The sequence below is a fragment of the Limnobacter humi genome, assembly GCF_024518835.1.
Lineage (GTDB): Bacteria > Pseudomonadota > Gammaproteobacteria > Burkholderiales > Burkholderiaceae_B > Limnobacter > Limnobacter humi.
In genome coordinates, this window is sequence record NZ_JANIGO010000001.1 from 361,236 (window position 1) to 379,577 (window position 18,342).

At 58.3% G+C, this 18,342-nt stretch carries 15 protein-coding genes, 1 tRNA gene and 1 riboswitch; of the genes, 8 read left to right on the forward strand and 8 right to left on the reverse strand.

The features are described 5' to 3' along the window. Nucleotides 1-31: 31 nt before the first annotated feature. Together NQT62_RS01715 and gluQRS are read left to right on the forward strand one after the other, a co-directional pair. Nucleotides 32-961, forward strand: a complete 930-nt coding sequence (locus NQT62_RS01715) for a LysR substrate-binding domain-containing protein (protein WP_256762827.1) — start codon at nt 32-34, stop codon at nt 959-961. A gap of 1 nt (nt 962) precedes the next feature. Further along, nucleotides 963-1,859: a tRNA glutamyl-Q(34) synthetase GluQRS gene (gluQRS, locus tag NQT62_RS01720; RefSeq protein ID WP_256762828.1), complete on the forward strand. Its 897-nt coding sequence runs from the start codon at nt 963-965 to the stop codon at nt 1,857-1,859. Nucleotides 1,860-1,864: 5 nt separating this feature from the next. On the opposite strand, the gene NQT62_RS01725 is transcribed toward gluQRS, so the two are convergent. Both NQT62_RS01725 and NQT62_RS01730 read right to left on the reverse strand, forming a co-directional pair. Continuing rightward, on the reverse strand, nt 1,865-3,469 hold the full coding sequence (locus tag NQT62_RS01725) for a DEAD/DEAH box helicase (protein ID WP_256762829.1): 1,605 nt from the start codon (nt 3,467-3,469) through the stop codon (nt 1,865-1,867). 102 nt (nt 3,470-3,571) lie between these two features. Next, nucleotides 3,572-4,504, reverse strand: coding sequence for a D-2-hydroxyacid dehydrogenase (locus NQT62_RS01730; RefSeq protein ID WP_256762830.1), 933 nt, complete (start codon nt 4,502-4,504; stop codon nt 3,572-3,574). A gap of 153 nt (nt 4,505-4,657) precedes the next feature. Here NQT62_RS01730 and NQT62_RS01735 point away from each other — a divergent pair, with 153 nt between their 5' ends. Further along, nucleotides 4,658-4,990, forward strand: coding sequence for a CsbD family protein (locus NQT62_RS01735; RefSeq protein ID WP_256762831.1), 333 nt, complete (start codon nt 4,658-4,660; stop codon nt 4,988-4,990). 19 nt (nt 4,991-5,009) lie between these two features. Here the strand turns inward: NQT62_RS01735 and NQT62_RS01740 are convergent, their stop codons facing one another. Next, complete coding sequence (locus NQT62_RS01740; protein WP_256762832.1) at nt 5,010-6,590, reverse strand: GGDEF domain-containing protein; 1,581 nt, start codon at nt 6,588-6,590, stop codon at nt 5,010-5,012. Between the two features lie 162 nt (nt 6,591-6,752). Here NQT62_RS01740 and NQT62_RS01745 point away from each other — a divergent pair. Then, a tRNA-Leu gene (locus NQT62_RS01745) sits at nt 6,753-6,839 on the forward strand. Between the two features lie 26 nt (nt 6,840-6,865). Beyond that, complete coding sequence (gene queA, locus NQT62_RS01750; protein ID WP_256762833.1) at nt 6,866-7,945, forward strand: tRNA preQ1(34) S-adenosylmethionine ribosyltransferase-isomerase QueA; 1,080 nt, start codon at nt 6,866-6,868, stop codon at nt 7,943-7,945. Nucleotides 7,946-8,470: 525 nt separating this feature from the next. Here queA and NQT62_RS01755 read toward each other — a convergent pair. From NQT62_RS01755 to NQT62_RS01775, 5 genes are all read right to left on the reverse strand, one after another. After that, nucleotides 8,471-9,904, reverse strand: coding sequence for an NAD(P)(+) transhydrogenase (Re/Si-specific) subunit beta (locus NQT62_RS01755; RefSeq protein ID WP_256763513.1), 1,434 nt, complete (start codon nt 9,902-9,904; stop codon nt 8,471-8,473). 30 nt (nt 9,905-9,934) lie between these two features. After that, the gene (locus tag NQT62_RS01760; RefSeq protein WP_256762834.1) at nt 9,935-10,225 is read right to left on the reverse strand and encodes an NAD(P) transhydrogenase subunit alpha part 2; all 291 of its coding nucleotides are present in this window, start codon (nt 10,223-10,225) and stop codon (nt 9,935-9,937) included. A gap of 13 nt (nt 10,226-10,238) precedes the next feature. Next, the gene (locus tag NQT62_RS01765; RefSeq protein WP_256762835.1) at nt 10,239-11,366 is read right to left on the reverse strand and encodes a Re/Si-specific NAD(P)(+) transhydrogenase subunit alpha; all 1,128 of its coding nucleotides are present in this window, start codon (nt 11,364-11,366) and stop codon (nt 10,239-10,241) included. 204 nt (nt 11,367-11,570) lie between these two features. Further along, on the reverse strand, nt 11,571-12,476 hold the full coding sequence (locus NQT62_RS01770; protein WP_256762836.1) for a cobalamin-binding protein: 906 nt from the start codon (nt 12,474-12,476) through the stop codon (nt 11,571-11,573). Between the two features lie 18 nt (nt 12,477-12,494). Next, complete coding sequence (locus NQT62_RS01775; RefSeq protein ID WP_256762837.1) at nt 12,495-14,558, reverse strand: TonB-dependent receptor; 2,064 nt, start codon at nt 14,556-14,558, stop codon at nt 12,495-12,497. A gap of 138 nt (nt 14,559-14,696) precedes the next feature. Next, nucleotides 14,697-14,901, reverse strand: a riboswitch (cobalamin riboswitch). A gap of 78 nt (nt 14,902-14,979) precedes the next feature. On the opposite strand from NQT62_RS01775, the gene NQT62_RS01780 reads away from it, so the two are divergent. From NQT62_RS01780 to NQT62_RS01790, 3 genes are all read left to right on the forward strand, one after another. After that, nucleotides 14,980-15,495 (forward strand): NUDIX hydrolase, encoded by a 516-nt coding sequence (locus tag NQT62_RS01780; protein WP_256762838.1) that lies wholly within the window; start codon nt 14,980-14,982, stop codon nt 15,493-15,495. Nucleotides 15,496-15,501: 6 nt separating this feature from the next. Next, a complete protein-coding gene (gene mnmA, locus NQT62_RS01785; protein WP_256762839.1) occupies nt 15,502-16,575 on the forward strand; it encodes a tRNA 2-thiouridine(34) synthase MnmA in 1,074 nt (357 codons plus the stop codon). Nucleotides 16,576-16,758: 183 nt separating this feature from the next. Then, on the forward strand, nt 16,759-18,342 hold the full coding sequence (locus tag NQT62_RS01790; protein ID WP_370569131.1) for an FMN-binding glutamate synthase family protein: 1,584 nt from the start codon (nt 16,759-16,761) through the stop codon (nt 18,340-18,342).

An 18,342-nucleotide genomic window follows, 5' to 3' on the forward strand; every position in this document is an offset into this window, starting at 1 on the left:
ATTTGAGGATCTTATTCAAAAATTTTGAATCATGACCCTCCCGCTGGACAGCCTTGCCCTGATTGAACTGATCGAGACCCGCGGAAGCTTTGCGGCAGCGGCCATGGCATTGAACAAGGCGCCCTCGGCCATCACCTACCAGCTTCGCCAGTTGGAAGAGCAACTGGATGTGCTGATTTACGACCGCTCCGGGCACAAGGCCAAACTGACCCCAGCTGGCCGCGCCTTGCTGGACGAAGGCCGAAAGCTGTTGCAGCTCAGTGAATCGGTTGAGAAGCGCGTTAAGGCAGTGGCCTGTGGTTGGGAAGCCGAACTGCGGATTGTGTTGGACTCGATTGTGCCGTTTGAGGACACCATCCCCTGGATTGAAGCATTCGACCAATTGAACAGCCCCACCCGCCTGCGCATTTCCACCGAAGTGTTGTCTGGCAGTTGGGAGGCACTGTATTCCGGTCGGGCCGATTTGTTGATCGGTAGCCGCCTGGACCAGGGCCAGTTTGCCACCACCACGGGCCTGAACATTCAGAACATTGGGCATTCCACCTTCGTATTTGCCGTGGCCCCCCATCACCCACTGGCCAGGGCAGAGGGCCCTTTGTGCAGCGAGGAGATTGCCCAACACCGCGCCGTGGCTGTGGGCGACACATCCCGCACCTTCAAACCCATGACATTCGGCCTTCAAACCGGACAAGCCGTGTTAACCGTGCCCACCTTGCGAGCCAAGGTGCAGGCACACCTGGCTGGCTTGGGCTGCGGCTGGCTGCCATGGAACCTGATTGCCGACCACGTGGCGGCCGGGAAACTGTTGATCAAGCCCACCGAGGACCCCATCCGACAAGGCACCTTGTGCTGTGCCTGGCACCGGGGCAACACCGGCAATGCGCTCACCTGGTGGGCCGAGCACCTCGCCCGCGTGAAGCTGGACTACAGCCCACCCCCGCAGTTGCTGGGGCCAGCCTGACATGGATCAGCAACCTTACATCGGCCGCTTTGCACCCTCACCCACCGGCCCCTTGCACCTGGGCTCGCTGGCCACAGCACTGGGGAGTTGGCTGGACGCCCGGGTGAATGGTGGGCGCTGGTTGGTGCGCATTGAAGACATTGATGAAGAGCGTTGCAAACCTGAACACAGTGCGGCCATTCTTCATGCACTGAACGCCCATGGACTGCAGGCCGATGGCGATGTGTGGATACAAAGTGCGCGCCATGTGCAATACCAACAGGCGCTGGACCAACTGCTGAGAAACGGGCTTGTTTACCCCTGTGGCTGCACACGGCGCGACATCGATGAAGCCAATGCCCACCGCCCCTTTGGCACCAACCGAGTGTACCCGGGCACTTGCCGACATGGATTGCCTTCCGGCACAACACCCCGGGCCCTGCGCTTTCGCGTGCCCCATGAACCCACACAGTGGACCGATTGGCGATTGGGTTCGCAAACCGACAAACTCGAGGAAACCAGCGGGGATTTTGTGCTGAAGCGGGGCGATGGGCATTGGGCTTACCACTTGGTGGTGGTGGTGGATGACCTGGCCAGCAACGTGACCCACATTGTGCGCGGTGAAGACCTGGCCGACACCACAGGCCGACAAGTTGCCCTGTTCAAAGCCCTAGGGGCAACCGCGCCGCGCTATGCGCATTTGCCGGTGATATTGGCTGAAGACGGACAAAAGCTGTCGAAGCAGACTGGCGCCCAAGCCCTGGACTGCGCAAAGCCAATTGACAACCTGAACCGGGTTTGGATGCACTTTGGGGAACAGCCAATGCCTGCGCAAGGCACCGTCACCGACTGGCTGGAACAGGCCATGCAGAAATGGCCTGTGGTGATGCAACGCCTGGCCCACAAGCGCAGGCCCTGAGGCGCTTAACCTGGGCGGCGCTGACCACCCAGCAAAAATGCAACAGGCGCCGCATTCTTGGATTTGTCGCGGGCACTACCCGCCGTGGGTGCACCGCCAGCCGCGTTGGAAGGCGACTCGCTGGGCGTTGGTTTGTCATCCACCTTTTCAACATAAGGTTTATTGAACAGTGAATCCTGAATGCGGGTGGACGCCAACTTCGACCGCAGACGTTCATACTCCGCATCGCGGTGGATGGGCGCATTGTCGTTGTAACGAGCGCCTTGCTGGTATGAGCGGTCCCGGCCTGCGGGGCGTTCTTCACGGGGCGCACGGCGCGGTTCGCGGGTCTCGCGACGCGCTTCACGGCTTTCACGCGGCGCTTCTTCACGTTCACGGTGATGAAACTCACGGGCGTGCGGCACAAAGCCTTCCAGCTCTTCACGAACAAATGAAATGCTCACCAGCTTTTCAATGTCTTTCAGGGCACGCTCATTGGCCTTGACCACAAACGAGTAGGCTGTACCCTTGGCGCCAGCGCGGCCAGTTCGACCAATGCGGTGCACATAGTCCTCGGGCGTGGTGGGCAGGTCGTAATTGATCACGCACGGCAAATCGGCGATGTCCAACCCCCGCGCGGCCACATCGGTGGCCACCAGCACAGCCACTTCACCGGCCTTGAATGCGTCCAGCGCCTTCATGCGCTCAATCTGGCTTTTGTCGCCATGAATGGCGGTGGCCGACACACCCTCTTTCTCCAGGTGGCGGGCCAGGCGGGCTGTGCCCAACTTGGTGTTCGAAAACACGATGACCTGCTGCAGGTTTTTGCTGCGAATGAGGTGGCACACCGCGGCGCGCTTGTCCTCCTCGCTGTCCAAGGCGAACATCACCTGCTTGATATTTTCCGAAGTGGCGTTGCGGCGGGCCACTTCAATCAAGGTGGGCTTGACCATGAAGCTTTTGGCGAGTCGCTGGATTTCCGGCGAAAACGTGGCCGAAAACAGCAAGTTCTGCCGGTTGCTGGGCAGCAGGTTGATGATGCGCTGCAGGTCAGGCAGAAAACCCATGTCCAGCATGCGGTCGGCTTCGTCCAGCACCAACACCTGCACCTGGCTCAGGTTGATGGTTTTTTGTTGTACATGGTCCAGCAGCCGGCCTGGCGTGGCAATCACGATTTCCACACCGCGGCGCAGGGCTTGGGTTTGCGGGTTCATGTCCACACCACCGTAAATCACGGTGGAGCGAATGGGCGTGAATTTGGCGTAGGTCTCAACGTTGTTGGCCACCTGGTCGGCCAACTCACGGGTGGGCGCCAACATCAGCGCACGCACTGGGTGGCGGGCTGGCGACGGACTGGACGTGGCCAGCGGCATCAGGCGGTTCAAAATGGGCAGGGAAAAACCGGCGGTCTTGCCGGTACCGGTTTGCGCAGCACCCATCACATCCACCCCCGTCAGCACGACTGGAATCGCCTTGGCCTGAATGGGCGTGGGTTGGGTGTACCCCTGGGCATCGATCGCTTTCTGGATGTCGGGGTGAAGGCCGAAGTCGGCGAAGGTCACTTGCGCCAGCGCGGCGTCTTCTTCTGCGGTGGGCGCAAAAGGGGTATTCGAGGGGGTTTCTTGAGTCATGCGCGCATTGTAAACCCATCCCGTGCTTATTTTTTGGGCATGGCGATAAAAAAACCGGGCACTCGCTCCTCCGGGGTACCCGGTGTTCTTTTATCGCAACGTTTAGCGCGGCAAACCCGCCATGAACTCGCTGACCTGCCGCATGGCTATGCTGGCCAGGTTGCGTTGGGCCTGTTCGGTGGCCCAGGCAATGTGGGGCGTCACAATGCAGCGTGGGTGCTGCCAGGTCAACATGGGGTGGTTGGCGGGCGGCGGCTCCACCTCCAGCACGTCCAGTGCAGCGCCGCCCAGGTGACCGCTGTCCAGCGCGCGCTTCAAGGGCTCAAACTGCACCAATGCGCCCCGCGCGGTGTTCACCAGGATGGCGCCTGGCTTCATGCGTGCAAACTCAGCCTCGCCCATCAGTCCGCGGGTCTGCTCATTCAAGGGGCAGTGCAGGCTGATGACGTCACAAGTGGCCAAGGCCTCATCAAACCCCACGTAACCCGGGCGAACCTGCTCAACCCCGCGCCGCTCCACTTTCACCACGGTCATGCCAAACGCCTTGGCAAACTGGGCCACATGGTCACCAATGGCGCCGTTGCCCAAAATGCCCAGCGTCATCACCTTGAGGCTGCGCATGGGGAAGTTGTGCATGCAGAAAAACTTGGATTTGCTCCAGTCACCGGCATTCACCAGGCTTTGCCATTCCGGCACACGGCGAGTGAGCTGCAGAATGCAAGCCAACACATGCTCGGCCACCGACTCGGGGCCATAATTGAGCACATTGCGCACCGTGATGCCTCGGGCTGCGGCGGCTTTGGCATCCACATTGTCCATGCCGGTGGCCATCAGTTGGATCATTTTCAGTCGGGGGGCAGCGGCCATCACGGCATCGTCTACCTTGACTTTGTTGATCAGCAGGATGTCGGCCTCCCGAACACGGTCCAACACCGCATGGGGTGCGGTGTCGGCATACTCCACCCACTGGTGGGGCTGTTCTGGGCGGGGCAAAGGCACCCGCATGCTGTCTTTCTCCAACCAAACAATGTTCATGGGCATTCCGGCAAGGGTAAGCGTTTTATCCAGAGCCCAAGGCTAACGGCACCAGGGCATTCCAGCCAGTGGTGTTTTCCATGAAGATGTGAAAACGGGACCACCTTGGTTACACTGGGTGCAAACACACCACACAGGGGGAGACACAGCGGCATGATTAAAAAATACGAAGGCAAAATCAACATCGTGATGGGCACGGCCAAGCAAAAGGTGGGTGCGCTCACCGGCAACAAAGCCTTGGAGCGGGATGGTCAGTATCAGAAAATCAAGGGCGTGACCCAGGACGCCACGGAAGGCGCCAAAGCAGTGGTTCGTGGTGCCTCCAAAGAGGCATTGAAGCAGGGCTTGAAAGGTCGAGACACCTTGGTCAAAGAAATCAACGCCAGCTTCGACAAGGCCAATGCACTGGCACAGCAAAGCGTTCGGGAAGCAGGCAGTCAGTTGGAAAAAGCCCTGGTGAAGCTCAACAGCATCATCAAGCCCTAACCAGGCGTGGTCCACCGGCTCAAAGGCTGAGCACGGGCTGGCTCAAACCCTGCGCCTGTGCCAGCCGGTGGCAATTCTTTCCAGACTTTTTGGCTTGGTACATCAGCCCGTCAGCCAAGTCCAGCATGCTTTGAACTGAATCGGCATGCTGGGGATACAATGCCCCACCAATGCTGCAAGACACCGACAGGCCATGGTTTTGTCGAATCCGGTTCAGGTGTTTGTCGGTCGCAAACGAGTCAATGATGCGGTTGGAAATATTGACCAGCAGTTGTGGGCTGCAGCGCGCCACGATCACGGCAAACTCATCACCCCCCAGCCTAGCGATCTGGTCGACGTTTCGAGTGGCCCCTTTGAGCAGCAGCGCGGTGGTTTTCAACACCTGGTCACCCGCCTTGTGGCCCAGCGTATCATTGACTGCCTTAAAGCCATCCAGATCCAAAAACAACAGCCCGAAGGTCTCGCCGGGCAGCAGTCGACTCACGCGCGACTGCAGGCTCAAATCAAACCCCCGACGATTCAGGACATCAGTCAGTGGATCACGCTCTACTTCCTGCCGCAGGTCTTCCACGTTTTTCTGAATGCTGACATCGTCGACAATCAACACCGCTTGAGGCCCCTGGACCTGATCGCTATAGATCACGAACCGGAATTGCAGGACCCTCCCCTCTTCAAAGTCCAGTTCGATGGGCACTTTGTGGTGGCCAAAGTAATCGGTGACCAGGTCGTTCAGCAGCGGGGCCTGATCTTTCTCAAGGCCCGCTTTCAACAACAGGCTTTCCAGGCGCGGCGTGTCAGTGTAGGGAAAAGGCAAACGCAGCATGTGGGCCAACGCCTTGTTCAGGTAGAGCACGTTAAAGCCCTCATCCAGATAAGCCACACCACTGCCCAGGGAGGACAGCAGCAAGTCGAGTCGATTGCGCTCGGCTTCCGATTTCGCATGGCTGGCCTCCATGGCCAACATCTGCTCTTCAATGGCCTGGGCCATGCGATTAAAGGCCACACCCAGGTCGGAGATTTCATCCCGGCCAGCGATCTCGATCCGGGAATGAATCAACCCGGACTGCAACTCCAGTGCTTTAATACGCAGGTCCTCCAGTCTCGCGGACAGCGCACGGCTCAAGCTCAGCAAAATAAGCCCACAAGCCACTGCGCTGAGGGCAAACACGCCCAACACGAACACCACCATGTCATTGCGGGCCCGGTAGATTTCGTCGGGGTCGTAACGCACCCACAGCACGTGGCCAGGCGTTGGCAACGAAAACACACCTTGCAAGGCAGGTTCGACCGGCGTCAGCTGTTGGCCCGCCTGGAACAGCTCACCAAATTCAAACAACCGTTTTCCCTGAAATTCGATCCACACGCCAGCGGGTCGGTGTTTGCTGTGAAAACTGCGCACCACCGAGGACAGCGCATCCTGTGAATAGCTGTGGCGCCCATTCTGTACGCGGTTCAATTCCTGCTGCAGCTCAAAGTTGTAACGGTCCACATCCTGCAAAGCCACCTTGCTCAGGTGCATGTACTGGATGGTCGCAAACAATCCGCCCATGAACAACTGGGCAACAAAGGTGGTCAGCAACCATTTCCACTTAAATGACATGACAAACCCAACGTGAGCAATCCATGTGCCGAGTATGCGCGCGTGATCAAGCACCACATATCCCGCGGGAGGGGCAGAAATGATCCACAAAACAAGAAATTTCAGCAATTTGTGCATTCGGCATTGCTGCACCCCTTGTTTTTTGTCATAATTCGCCTCCTTGCCGAGGTGGCGGAATTGGTAGACGCGCCGGACTCAAAATCCGGTGGTAGTGATATCGTGCGGGTTCGATTCCCGCCCTCGGCACCAGCCCCCAGGACACCATGTGGGTTTCCATGAAACTGTCCGAATTCGATTTTGATCTTCCCGATAACCTAATTGCTCAGCACCCACCCGAAGTGCGTGGTGCGTCGCGGCTATTGGTTTGCCCTGCGCAAGGCGACTTGCAGGATCAAGCCTTTGCAGACATTCGCCAATGGATCCGCCCCAACGACCTGCTGGTGCTCAACAACACCAAGGTGTTGAAAGCACGCCTGTTTGGTGAAAAAGCCAGCGGTGGAAAAATTGAGGTGATGTTGGAACGCATTCTGGACGATCGTCGCTTCACGGCCATGATCCGCGCCAGCAAAGCGCCCAAACCCGGTGGCGAAATCGTGCTGGCCGGTGTGGCCACAGCCACCGTGCTGGGCAAGCACGACATGATGTACGAGGTTCAGTTGGCCGAGGGATCACCATCGATCGACCACATTCTGGATGCGCATGGCACGCTGCCTTTGCCACCGTACATCACACACGACGCCGATCAAACCGACGAAGACCGCTACCAGACCGTGTTTGCCAAAGAACCAGGCGCAGTGGCTGCACCAACGGCTGGCCTGCACTTCACCGACGCCCTGCTGGACGATCTGAAAGCCCACGGCACCCGAGTGATGGACCTGACCCTGCATGTGGGCGCAGGCACGTTTTTACCAGTGAAAACCGACAATGTGGACGAGCATGTGATGCACCGCGAGCGTTACAGCCTGTCGGCCGCATTGATCGCTGAATTGGTGCGCACCAAGCAAGCCGGCGGCCGTGTGGTGGCTGTTGGCACCACCAGCTTGCGTGCACTGGAGGCCTGGGGCACTGAAACGGCCTGCAACCTTAGCACTGTAGACGGACTGCGCAAAGCCATGCCGTACGCCGAAACAGGCCATGCTGGCGACACAGATATTTTCATCAAACCGGGCTACACCTTCCATGTGGTGGATTGCCTGATCACGAATTTTCACTTGCCCAAAAGCACCCTGCTGATGCTGGTGTCTGCATTTGCAGGCAAAGACCGGATTTTTGCAGCCTATGCCCATGCGGTGGCCCAGCAGTACCGGTTTTTCAGCTACGGCGATGCCATGTGGTTGGAACGCGCGGCGGGTTGAATTGCCCGTGCTGTTTACAGCCCTCAGCAACACCGGTAGCCCGGTCCGAACGCCCCCCGAAAGTAAAGGTTGCCCCGCGCATGTCGAACCGTCCCGAGAACTCGCCACTGCGTGGCTCAGACATCTCGGTCCGTGTGTTCGAATGCTGTGCGGGTCAATTCAATCGGGGGGCTAACTGTTCGGCGCCGGGCATACCAGTATTGCTGTGGGCACAAAGACTCGGTGCACGTTGGTGGCACCCTCTCTGCAGCCTGCGCGGTTCACCTCCCCTGCAGCGATAGTCAGGGCCATTGGCCCGAGCGTGACAAACAGGCGCGGTGGGCCCAACAACCGTTGGGCTCAGAGGGCGATCCCGACTCGCTTTTTGGAGGGGCGCCCTCAGCGATCGTGCGGCTCAGCGAGGGAAATACCAATGGACCGTCGCTAAGGGGTGTGACCGTGCAGGTCCGTATACGAAAGATCCGTAAACAAAAACGCCCCGGCAAACCGAGGCGTTTCGATACAACACAGGCTCAAGCAGTGCGCTTATTCCACCGCTTTGACCATGTCTTCAATCACTTTCTTGGCATCACCAAACACCATCATGGTTTTGTCCATGTAGAACAGTTCATTGTCCAAACCGGCATAACCCGCGTTCATGGAGCGCTTGTTCACAATGATGGTTTTGGCTTTGTAGGCTTCCAGAATCGGCATGCCAGCAATCGGGCTCTTGGGGTCGGTCTTCGCAGCGGGGTTCACCACGTCGTTCGCCCCCAGCACCAACACCACGTCGGTTTGACCAAATTCGCTGTTGATGTCTTCCATCTCGAACACCTGGTCATAGGGCACTTCGGCTTCGGCCAGCAACACGTTCATGTGGCCAGGCATGCGGCCCGCCACGGGGTGGATCGCATACTTCACGTTCACGCCCAGGTGGGTCAGCTTTTCCGACAATTCCTTCAGGGCATGCTGCGCGCGGGCAACCGCCAGGCCGTAACCGGGCACAATCACCACGGTTTCTGCATTGGTCAGCAGGAACGCCACATCATCGGACGAGCCGCTTTTGACAGTGCGTTGCTGTTGCGAACCACCACCACCCGCGTCGGCCTCTCCCCCAAAACCACCCAGGATCACGTTGAAGAACGACCGGTTCATCGCCTTGCACATGATGTAGGACAGGATGGCCCCTGAAGAGCCCACCAGCGAGCCGGCAATGATCAACATGCTGTTGTTCAGCGAGAAGCCAATGCCCGCCGCCGCCCAGCCCGAGTAGCTGTTGAGCATGGACACCACCACTGGCATGTCTGCACCGCCAATCGGGATGATGAGCGTGACGCCCAGCACGAAAGCCACGGCGGTCATGATGATGAACGGCGTCCAGCTTTGCGTGATGAAGAAGCTGATGCCAGCGCCAATCATGACAATACCCAGAATGGCATTGAGTGCATGCTGACCCTTGAAACGCACCGGTGCGCCCTGGAACAGTCGGAACTTGTACTTGCCGCTCAGCTTGCCGAACGCAATCACAGAGCCCGAGAAGGTGATGGCACCCACAAAGGTTCCGATGAAGAGTTCAATGCGGTTGCCATAGGGGATACTGGTTTCACCAGCCGCCACAATGCCGAATGCCGCAGGCTCAGCCACCGCCGCCACCGCAATGGCCACCGCCGCCAAACCGATCATGCTGTGCATGAAGGCCACCAGCTCGGGCATTTTGGTCATTTCAACGCGCTTGGCCATGATGGCACCAGCGCCACCACCCACCACCAAGCCGGCCAGCACATACGCCATGCCGGCGGCTGTGGACTCACCGGCCAACTTGGAAATCAGCGCGATGGTGGTGAGTACGGCGATGGTCATGCCGACCATGCCGAAGGTGTTGCCCAACCGCGATGTGGTGGGGTGGGACAGGCCTTTCAAGGCCTGAATAAAGCAGACAGACGCCACAAGGTACAACAGCGTCACTGTGTTCATACTCAATTGCATGGAGTTCTCCAGTTCGCTGTGGGTTTATTTTTTCTTCTTGAACATTTCAAGCATGCGGCGCGTCACCAAGAACCCGCCAAACACGTTGACTGCGGCCAAGGCCACGGCCAACGTACCCATGAACTTGCCAACTGGCGTCACGGTGAGCGCAGCAGCCAGCATGGCACCCACAATCACGATGGCGGAAATGGCATTGGTTACGGCCATCAGGGGGGTGTGCAATGCGGGGGTCACGTTCCAGACCACGTGGTAACCCACATAAATGGCCAGAACAAAAATGATCAGGTTGATCGTTGTATGGCTGATGACATCCATTTCAGGGCTCCCTTCAGGCGTTCTTGCGTTTGAGTTCGCCACCGGTGCACATGAGGCAGGCAGCAACAATATCGTCTTCGAGATCAATCTTGAACTGGCTGTCTTTGTCGAACACCAGTTTCAGGAAATCGATCACGTTGCGGGCGTACAGGGCCGACGCATCCGCGGCAACCATGGTCGCCAGGTTCGCATAACCCACAATTTTTACCCCATTCACATCCACAATCTCGTTCAGTTTGGACAGTGGGCAGTTACCGCCCTGCTCAACAGCAAGGTCAATCACCACCGAGCCTGGTTTCATGGCGCGCACGGTGTCTTCATGCAGCAAGGTGGGCGCCTTGCGGCCAGGGATCAGTGCAGTCGTGATCACAATGTCACTCTTGATGGCCTTTTCATGCACAGCGGCCGCCTGGCGCTTCATCCAGCTTTCAGGCATGGGTCGGGCGTAACCACCCACCCCTTTGGCAATTTCGCGCTCCTCATCGGTCTCAAAGGGCACGTCGACAAACTTGGCACCCAGGGACTCAACCTGTTCCTTGGTGGCGGGACGCACATCCGAGGCCTCAATCACGGCGCCCAAACGCTTGGCGGTCGCGATGGCCTGAAGACCAGCCACGCCCACACCCAGAATGAGCACGCGGGCCGCTTTGACGGTACCCGCTGCGGTCATGAGCATGGGCATGAAACGCTGATACACATTGGCGGCAATCATCACGGCTTTGTAGCCTGCAATGTTGGCCTGGGAGGACAACACATCCATGCTTTGGGCTCGGGTGGTCCGGGGTGCCGCTTCCAGTGCAAAGGCGGTTAGACCAGCCCTGTTCATGGCTTCCAGGCCTGGATTGTCAAACGGGTTCAACATGCCCACCACCACCTGGCCGGCCCGGTAAGCGGACAGCTCATTTTCTGCCGGTGCCCGCACTTTGAGGATCATGTCGCACTGGGCAATCACGTCCATGGCACGGTCAACAATGTTTGCCCCCACCTCGGCATAAGCCTGGTCGGTGATGGAGCTGGCCACACCAGCACCCGCCTGCACAAACACCTCGTGCTTTTGGGCAATGAGCTTCTTCACCGTTTCAGGTGTTGCAGCTACACGCGTTTCTCCGGACCTTGTCTCGGCCGGGATTCCGATTTTCATGGAACTTCTCCTTGTGGGAAAGCGCTTTGTTGTATTGAGTATTCTTTCACTGGCCCGGCCAGACGACCCGCTGACATGGTCTGCCTGGCACCGGGGGCCGCACTGCACCATCGCAATGGCTGGTCCGCACTATAGCATGGCAGTATCACCCAAACTTAGGGATTACCACAACCTGCACAGTGGACTCTGAGCGCTGTATGGCACTCAGGGCGCTGGTCGACCTGGTGCCGGCCCCTGGCGGACCCTGTTGAGCAGGGCACACATCCGCTGGGTGGCCTCTAAAAGACGAGGACCGTTGCGCACCAGGATGTCTTTTGGGAAGCTTTGAACCCAACCGTTTCGAACCGCCGGCAATGTTGACCACATCGACCATTGATGGATCAATGCACGTTCTCGGGTGTCATCACCACTGGCCAAAACCAGGCCTGGTTTTCGGGCCAACACCGCTTCAGCACTGACCTGAAACGCCAGGCCGGGCTGATCTTCAAAAACATTGCGACCACCGCATAGCGACAGAATTTCCGATACGACATGGCTGCCACCCAAGGTCATGAGGGGCTTGGGCCACACCTGATAAAACACCGGAACCACCGCTAGCCCTTGGTGTTGGGTGCGTTGCTGCTGAATACCCGATTCCCAGGCATGAATGGCACCTTCCGACTGCCGTTCAGTGCCCAACAAACTGGACAAGCGGCGCAAGGTGGAGGCCACTTCGCCCAGCGTTTTGGGTTCGCTGACATACACAGGCACCTTGAGCGCTCGAAGACGCTCAACCACCGCCGGGTTGATGCCGGAATTCCAGACCAGCACCAGGTCTGGTTTTTGGGCTAAAACCGTTTCAGAACCCAGCAACCAGGGGGCGCCCAATTTGGGCAAACGGTTCACGTCCGACGGATAGTCGCTGGACGAATCCACCGCCACCACGGCGTTCAGACCATGGACAAAGGCCACTGATTCGGTGAGGTGGGGTGACAGCGACAACACCCGGTGAGCGGCTTGGGCCACACACACGGGGGCTTGGGTGTCGTCGAGAACACAGGTGGGCTTGGCGTGAACCGGCGCCATCATGCACAAACCAAGCAACAGGCCAGCCCATGGGTATCGGTTCATGTTCGGCACCGTGTTGAGTTAAAAATCAAACTGCGCGGTCAATCGGACATTCCGGCCAAAGTCCGGATACACCCCGACTGGATCACGCCCCGAAAACACCGCAAAGGCATTGTAGTAGCCTTGGCTGTAGTAATCGCGATCAAAGAGATTGTTGACGGAGAAGACCAGTTTGACTTTGTCCAACTGATACCGCAGGTTGAAATCAGCCACTGCATAACCTGGTACTTTCCCATTCTCCTGTGGACCGCCCACATCACCCCCCAATCGCTGATCAGACTGGGCCTGCAACAACAATTCCGCATTCAGCTTTTGCGTCAGGGTTTGGTTGACGGACAACAGCACCCGATGCGCAGGCACCAAGGGAACCCGTGTGCCAGCCAGGTTACCCGAACGGAACTCGGAGTCAGTGTACGTGTAGGCTGCCCGCAGGCTGGTCTGGTCAAACAGTGGGGCCTGGTGCTCCAGTTCAATGCCGTGCCGCTGGGTTTTGTCCAGGTTGACGTTGCTGAAATTCACGTTGGCAATTTCATCATCCAGCCAGATTTTGAACAGTCGCACCACCTGCTCCTGCTGACCCACTCGGCGACGAGCACCCACCTCCACTTCTTTTGAACGCTGGGGGTTGAGGAAAGTATTGGAAGGTGGTCGGGACGCGGGATCATTCTCGTCAATATTGGGCACCCGGTAACCACGGTTGATTTTCCCAAACGCGGTGTAATCGTCGGTGAGCACCTTCGAGAATCCCAGCTCAACCGCTTCCAAATTCAAGTTGCGCTGGGTGCTTTGCTCGGTGGGGGCAAAGGGGCCTGTGTCATATCGATACTGATTGAAACGCTCAAGCCGGTAACCCGCATTCACACGCAGGGTGTCGTTCACGGTCACGTCGTCGGTAACGTACGCGGCATAGGAACTCTGCAACCCCCGTGCTGCGAAATTGCCAAAGCTGAACTGCGACTTGGCATCGAGGTCAGCCCGTTCAGAACTGACACCCACAGTCCAGAGGTGATTCATCCCGTGCAACACAGCCGAATCGCTCACAAAACCGCTGATTTGGTCCTGAACAGTCTCGCGCTGCCCAGTGGGGTTGCCGTTCTTGAATGAGCGGCGTTGCTCCCGGTGCGACACATCCAGGCCATAGTCCATGTCCAGCCCTTTGGTCCGCAAAAACGCACTGACCACATCCCGCTTGAAAAATGAATAATCGCCCTGGTTGCTCACCGTGGGCACTGCCTGGCGCGGGTTTTGTTTGAACTCGGCCGGGCTGAGTGCGCCCGACAGTTGCGCATCGCTGCCCTCGGTGCCCACACGCACACCGGTGTATATCGACTGGCCGCTCCAGGTGAGCGTGGCTGCAGCACTGCCAAAGTCTTCTGCGCTTTGGGCGCGGTAGCCGTTGGTGTCGGACTTGGTTGCATCCACCGACAGGCCAAAACCATTTGCACCGCCCCGCAAGCCAACGGTGGTCTCCAGCGTGCTGTAGGACCCGACGGAGACCGATGCATTGCCCGACAGCGGCATGTCACCTTTGGGTTGGGTGGTGGTGATGCGAATCACGCCGCCCGAAGCACCATCGCCATAAGCCACCGATGCGCCGCCCCGCACAATTTCAATTTTCTCAATGCTGCTGACTGGAATGCTGGAAATGCGCGCAGTGGCCAGTTCTTTTTCGCTGTAGCGAATGCCATCGACGATGATGGCCACGTTGGTGTAGGCATCGGATCCACCAAAACCACGCAGGTCGAATGTGGCATCCCGCTGGCCGACCAAACCGGGACGGGTATTCACAAAGCCCAGTTTTTGAACCACCTCGGCAATCGATGTGTAGCCCGAGTTCCGGATGTCCTCCTGGGTGATCAAGGTGGCCGACGGTGGTGCATCCGTTTTGTTGTCGATCAGCCGACTCGACTCAACGGTGACAGCCGGAAGGTCACGGCTGTTGCTCGCCGCCAATTCAATGGGTTGGGAAGCCTGTTCAGACCAGGCGGAATTGCATGCTGCCGCGCATGCGAGCGCAATCAAGGTTTTGTTCATGGCAGTCGGAATGAGCGCTGCACCCACCGTGCAGCTTGTGGTCAACACCACGGGGAGCACACCAACAGAACACCAGGCCTGAGCACCCGCAAAAGGGCGCAAGCCTGTGGATAAACCGAATGGACCATGCGGTTCAAGCCGTCTGCATGCTGCCTCCCCGCAGCACCAGCGCCTGGCCTGCGTGGGAATGCAGGCAAAACGGTCAAGGCCGGTATCCGGGCTTGAAAGTCTTGATGTGTCGCCTTCCCAGTCGGCCTGGCGGCCAGTACTACCAGTGGCAAAATGACACACCCGCACTTTCTTACCGTTGCGGGGGCAGCGCAGGCATTCAACCTGCTTCCCGTTTAACCGTGCTCAAAACTGAGGCACGAGCACCTTAACCCTGCTATTCTAACGTGTTTTCAAAAACGCCGATGGCCTCAAAGGCCCACAAAATCGGACAACGCAGCGCAAAAGCGCATACAGAGCAGACATGGCAGACATCTGGAAACCCAGCGTCACGGTCGCGGCCATTGTGGAGCACGATGGCAAGTTCCTGATGGTGGAAGAGCACACCACCGATGGCGTGAAACTCAATCAGCCCGCAGGCCACCTCGACCCCGGTGAAACCCCGGCGCATGGTGCTGCGCGCGAGGCGCTGGAAGAATCCGCGTGGGAAGTACAACCGGTCGGTTTGCTGGGGATTTACCTGAGCCGCTACACCAGCTCGCGCACCGGTGAGGATGTCACCTACCTGCGCTTTGCATTTGCAGCGTCGGTGATTAAACACCACACCGACCGCGCCCTGGATGACGGCATTATCCGCACCCTGTGGATGACGCCTGATGAACTGCGCGCCAGCCAAAGCGAGCACCGCAGCCCCCTGGTGATGCGCTGTGTGGAAGAGTTTCTGGATTGGAAAGCGGGCAAACGGCCCATCATGCCGCTGGAGCATGTGTACACCCACGAAAGCGTGCTGAAAGGCCCGATGCCCCCGGGCCTGTCATAAATACCCATGAGCAAGACCGTTGTTATTGGAATGTCCGGCGGGGTTGACTCCTCGGTGTCTGCCTGGCTGCTGAAACAGCAGGGCTACAACGTCATCGGCCTGTTCATGAAGAACTGGGAAGACGACGACGATTCCGAATATTGCTCCAGCCGGCAAGACTGGCTGGATGCCGCCAGTGTGGCCGATGTGGTGGGTGTGGACATTGAGGCAGTCAACTTTGCCGCCGAATACAAAGACCGGGTGTTCTCGGTGTTTCTGAGCGAATACGCAGCAGGCCGCACACCCAACCCCGACATCCTGTGCAACAGCGAAATCAAATTCAAGGCCTTTCTGGACCATGCCTACAGCCTGGGAGCCGACTACATCGCCACCGGCCACTATGCCCGTGTGCGCGAGGTCAATGGCGAGTTTCAGCTGTTGAAAGCAGTGGACCACAGCAAAGACCAGTCCTATTTTTTGCACCGGCTCAACCAAGCCCAACTCAGCAAAACCCTGTTTCCCTTGGGTGAAATTCCCAAAACCGAGGTGCGGAAAATTGCGCATGAACTGGGTTTGTCCAATGCTGCCAAAAAAGACTCCACCGGCATTTGCTTTATTGGTGAACGCCCCTTCCGGGAGTTTCTCAACCGCTACCTGCCCACTGCGCCGGGTGCCATCCTGAACGACAAGGGCGACATCATCGGTGAACATGTGGGCCTGAGTTTCTACACGCTGGGCCAGCGCAAAGGCATTGGCATTGGTGGCCAGAAGGACAGCAACGGCGAACCCTGGTTTGTGGCCCGCAAAAACTTGCAGGACAACACACTGTACGTGGTGCAAGGCCATGACCACCCCTGGTTGCACCAAACGGTGCTGCACGCCGAGCAAGCCCATTACATCGCCGGTTACACCCCAAACCTGGACCGACTGGCCTGCAAAGCGCGTTACCGACAGGAAGATGCGGCCTGCAGCTTTCAGGTTGATGCAGACGACCGGTTCACCCTGCACTTTGACCACAGCCAATTTGCCGTGACACCGGGGCAAAGCGCCGTGCTGTACGACGGTGAAGTATGCCTGGGCGGCGGCATTATTGCTGGCTGACCAGACACCCCTTGCTCGGGGTGGTGCTGCAAGCAGGTTCGCAGTACAGTAAACGCTTAACCATTTTGCATGGCTTAGGCGATGACCACCCAACATCCCGAAGTTCCGTCGCACACCCGCCCGCCATCCCCCAAACGTCGCCTGTACGCCTTCAATGCATGGCCCGTGTCGTTTCATGCCCGCATGTTTGCCTTGTACTCGGCGTGGCTTGGTTTTATCGGCTGTGTGGCGCTCAGTGTCCTTGAGCACTTCATGCTGTGGCCATTGGCCCTGGTTTGCCTCGTGCTCGGCGTCATTGGCGCGGTGGACCTGGTTCAAACCAACCAATCCATCCGGCGAAATTACCCCATTCTCGGCCACTTGCGTTTTTTCCTGGAGTTTATTCGCCCGGAAATTCGCCAATACTTTTTTGAGTCAAACACCGAGGCGGCACCCTTCTCACGCAACCAGCGTTCGCTGGTGTACCAGCGCGCCAAATCGGTCATGGACAAGCAGGCCTTTGGCACGCAGTCAGACCTCTACCGCCAAGGCACTGAATGGCTCAACCATTCCACCGCACCGGTGCACCTGAGCAACCCGGACTTCCGCGTGCGCATTGGCGGCCCGGCCTGCACACAACCCTACAGCGCCTCCATTTTCAACATTTCGGCCATGAGCTTTGGCGCCTTGTCAGCCAATGCCATTTTGGCACTGAACAAAGGGGCCAAGCGGGGCAACTTCGCGCACGACACCGGCGAAGGCTCCATTTCACCCTACCACCGCGAACATGGTGGCGACCTGATTTGGGAAATTGGCAGCGGTTACTTTGGTTGCCGCAACGCCGAGGGCCAATTTGACCCAGAACGGTTTGCCGAACAAGCCTGCGACCCGCAAGTCAAGATGATCGAAATCAAGCTGTCGCAAGGGGCAAAGCCGGGTCATGGCGGCGTGTTGCCAGGCCCGAAAGTGACGGAGGAAATTGCGCAAACCCGCGGCGTGATGGTGGGGGTGGATTGTGTATCGCCGGCTGCACACAGTGCCTTTTCAACCCCACTGGGACTGATGCAGTTCATTGGTGAACTTCGCGGCCTGAGCGGCGGAAAACCGGTGGGTATCAAACTGTGTGTGGGCCACCCTTGGGAATGGTTTGCCATGGCCAAAGCGATGCAAAGCTCGGGCACACGGCCAGATTTCATTGTGATCGACGGCAGCGAGGGAGGCACTGGCGCAGCACCCGTGGAGTTTGCCGACCACATGGGCTTCCCCTTGATTGAAGGCTTGATGCTGGTCCACAACACATTGGTGGGGTTGGACATTCGGCAAGACATCAAGCTGATTGCCAGCGGAAAAATCATTTCCGCATTCGACATTGCCAAAATGTGTGCGCTAGGTGCCGACCTCTGCAACAGTGCGCGGGGCTTCATGTTTGCGCTGGGCTGCATCATGGCGCAGGCCTGTCACACCGGCCACTGCCCCACCGGTGTCACCACGCAGGATAGAAAACGCCAACGGGCGCTCGACCCGGAAAACAAGTCAGAGCGTGTGCACAATTTCCACAGAAACACCCTGAAAGCCCTGGGTGAATTGCTGGGCGCTGCGGGTTTGGATCATCCGCAACACTTAAAGCCACAGCATGTGTCACGGCGCATCAACGGGCAACAGGTCAGCCTGCTGGCCGACTGCTACACCTTTGCAAAACCGGGGGAGTTGCTGCGGGGCGGACGCCCCGGCAGCTTGTTTGAACAATATTGGGATGCCGCGCAGGCGGCGAGTTTCCGACTGGCTTAA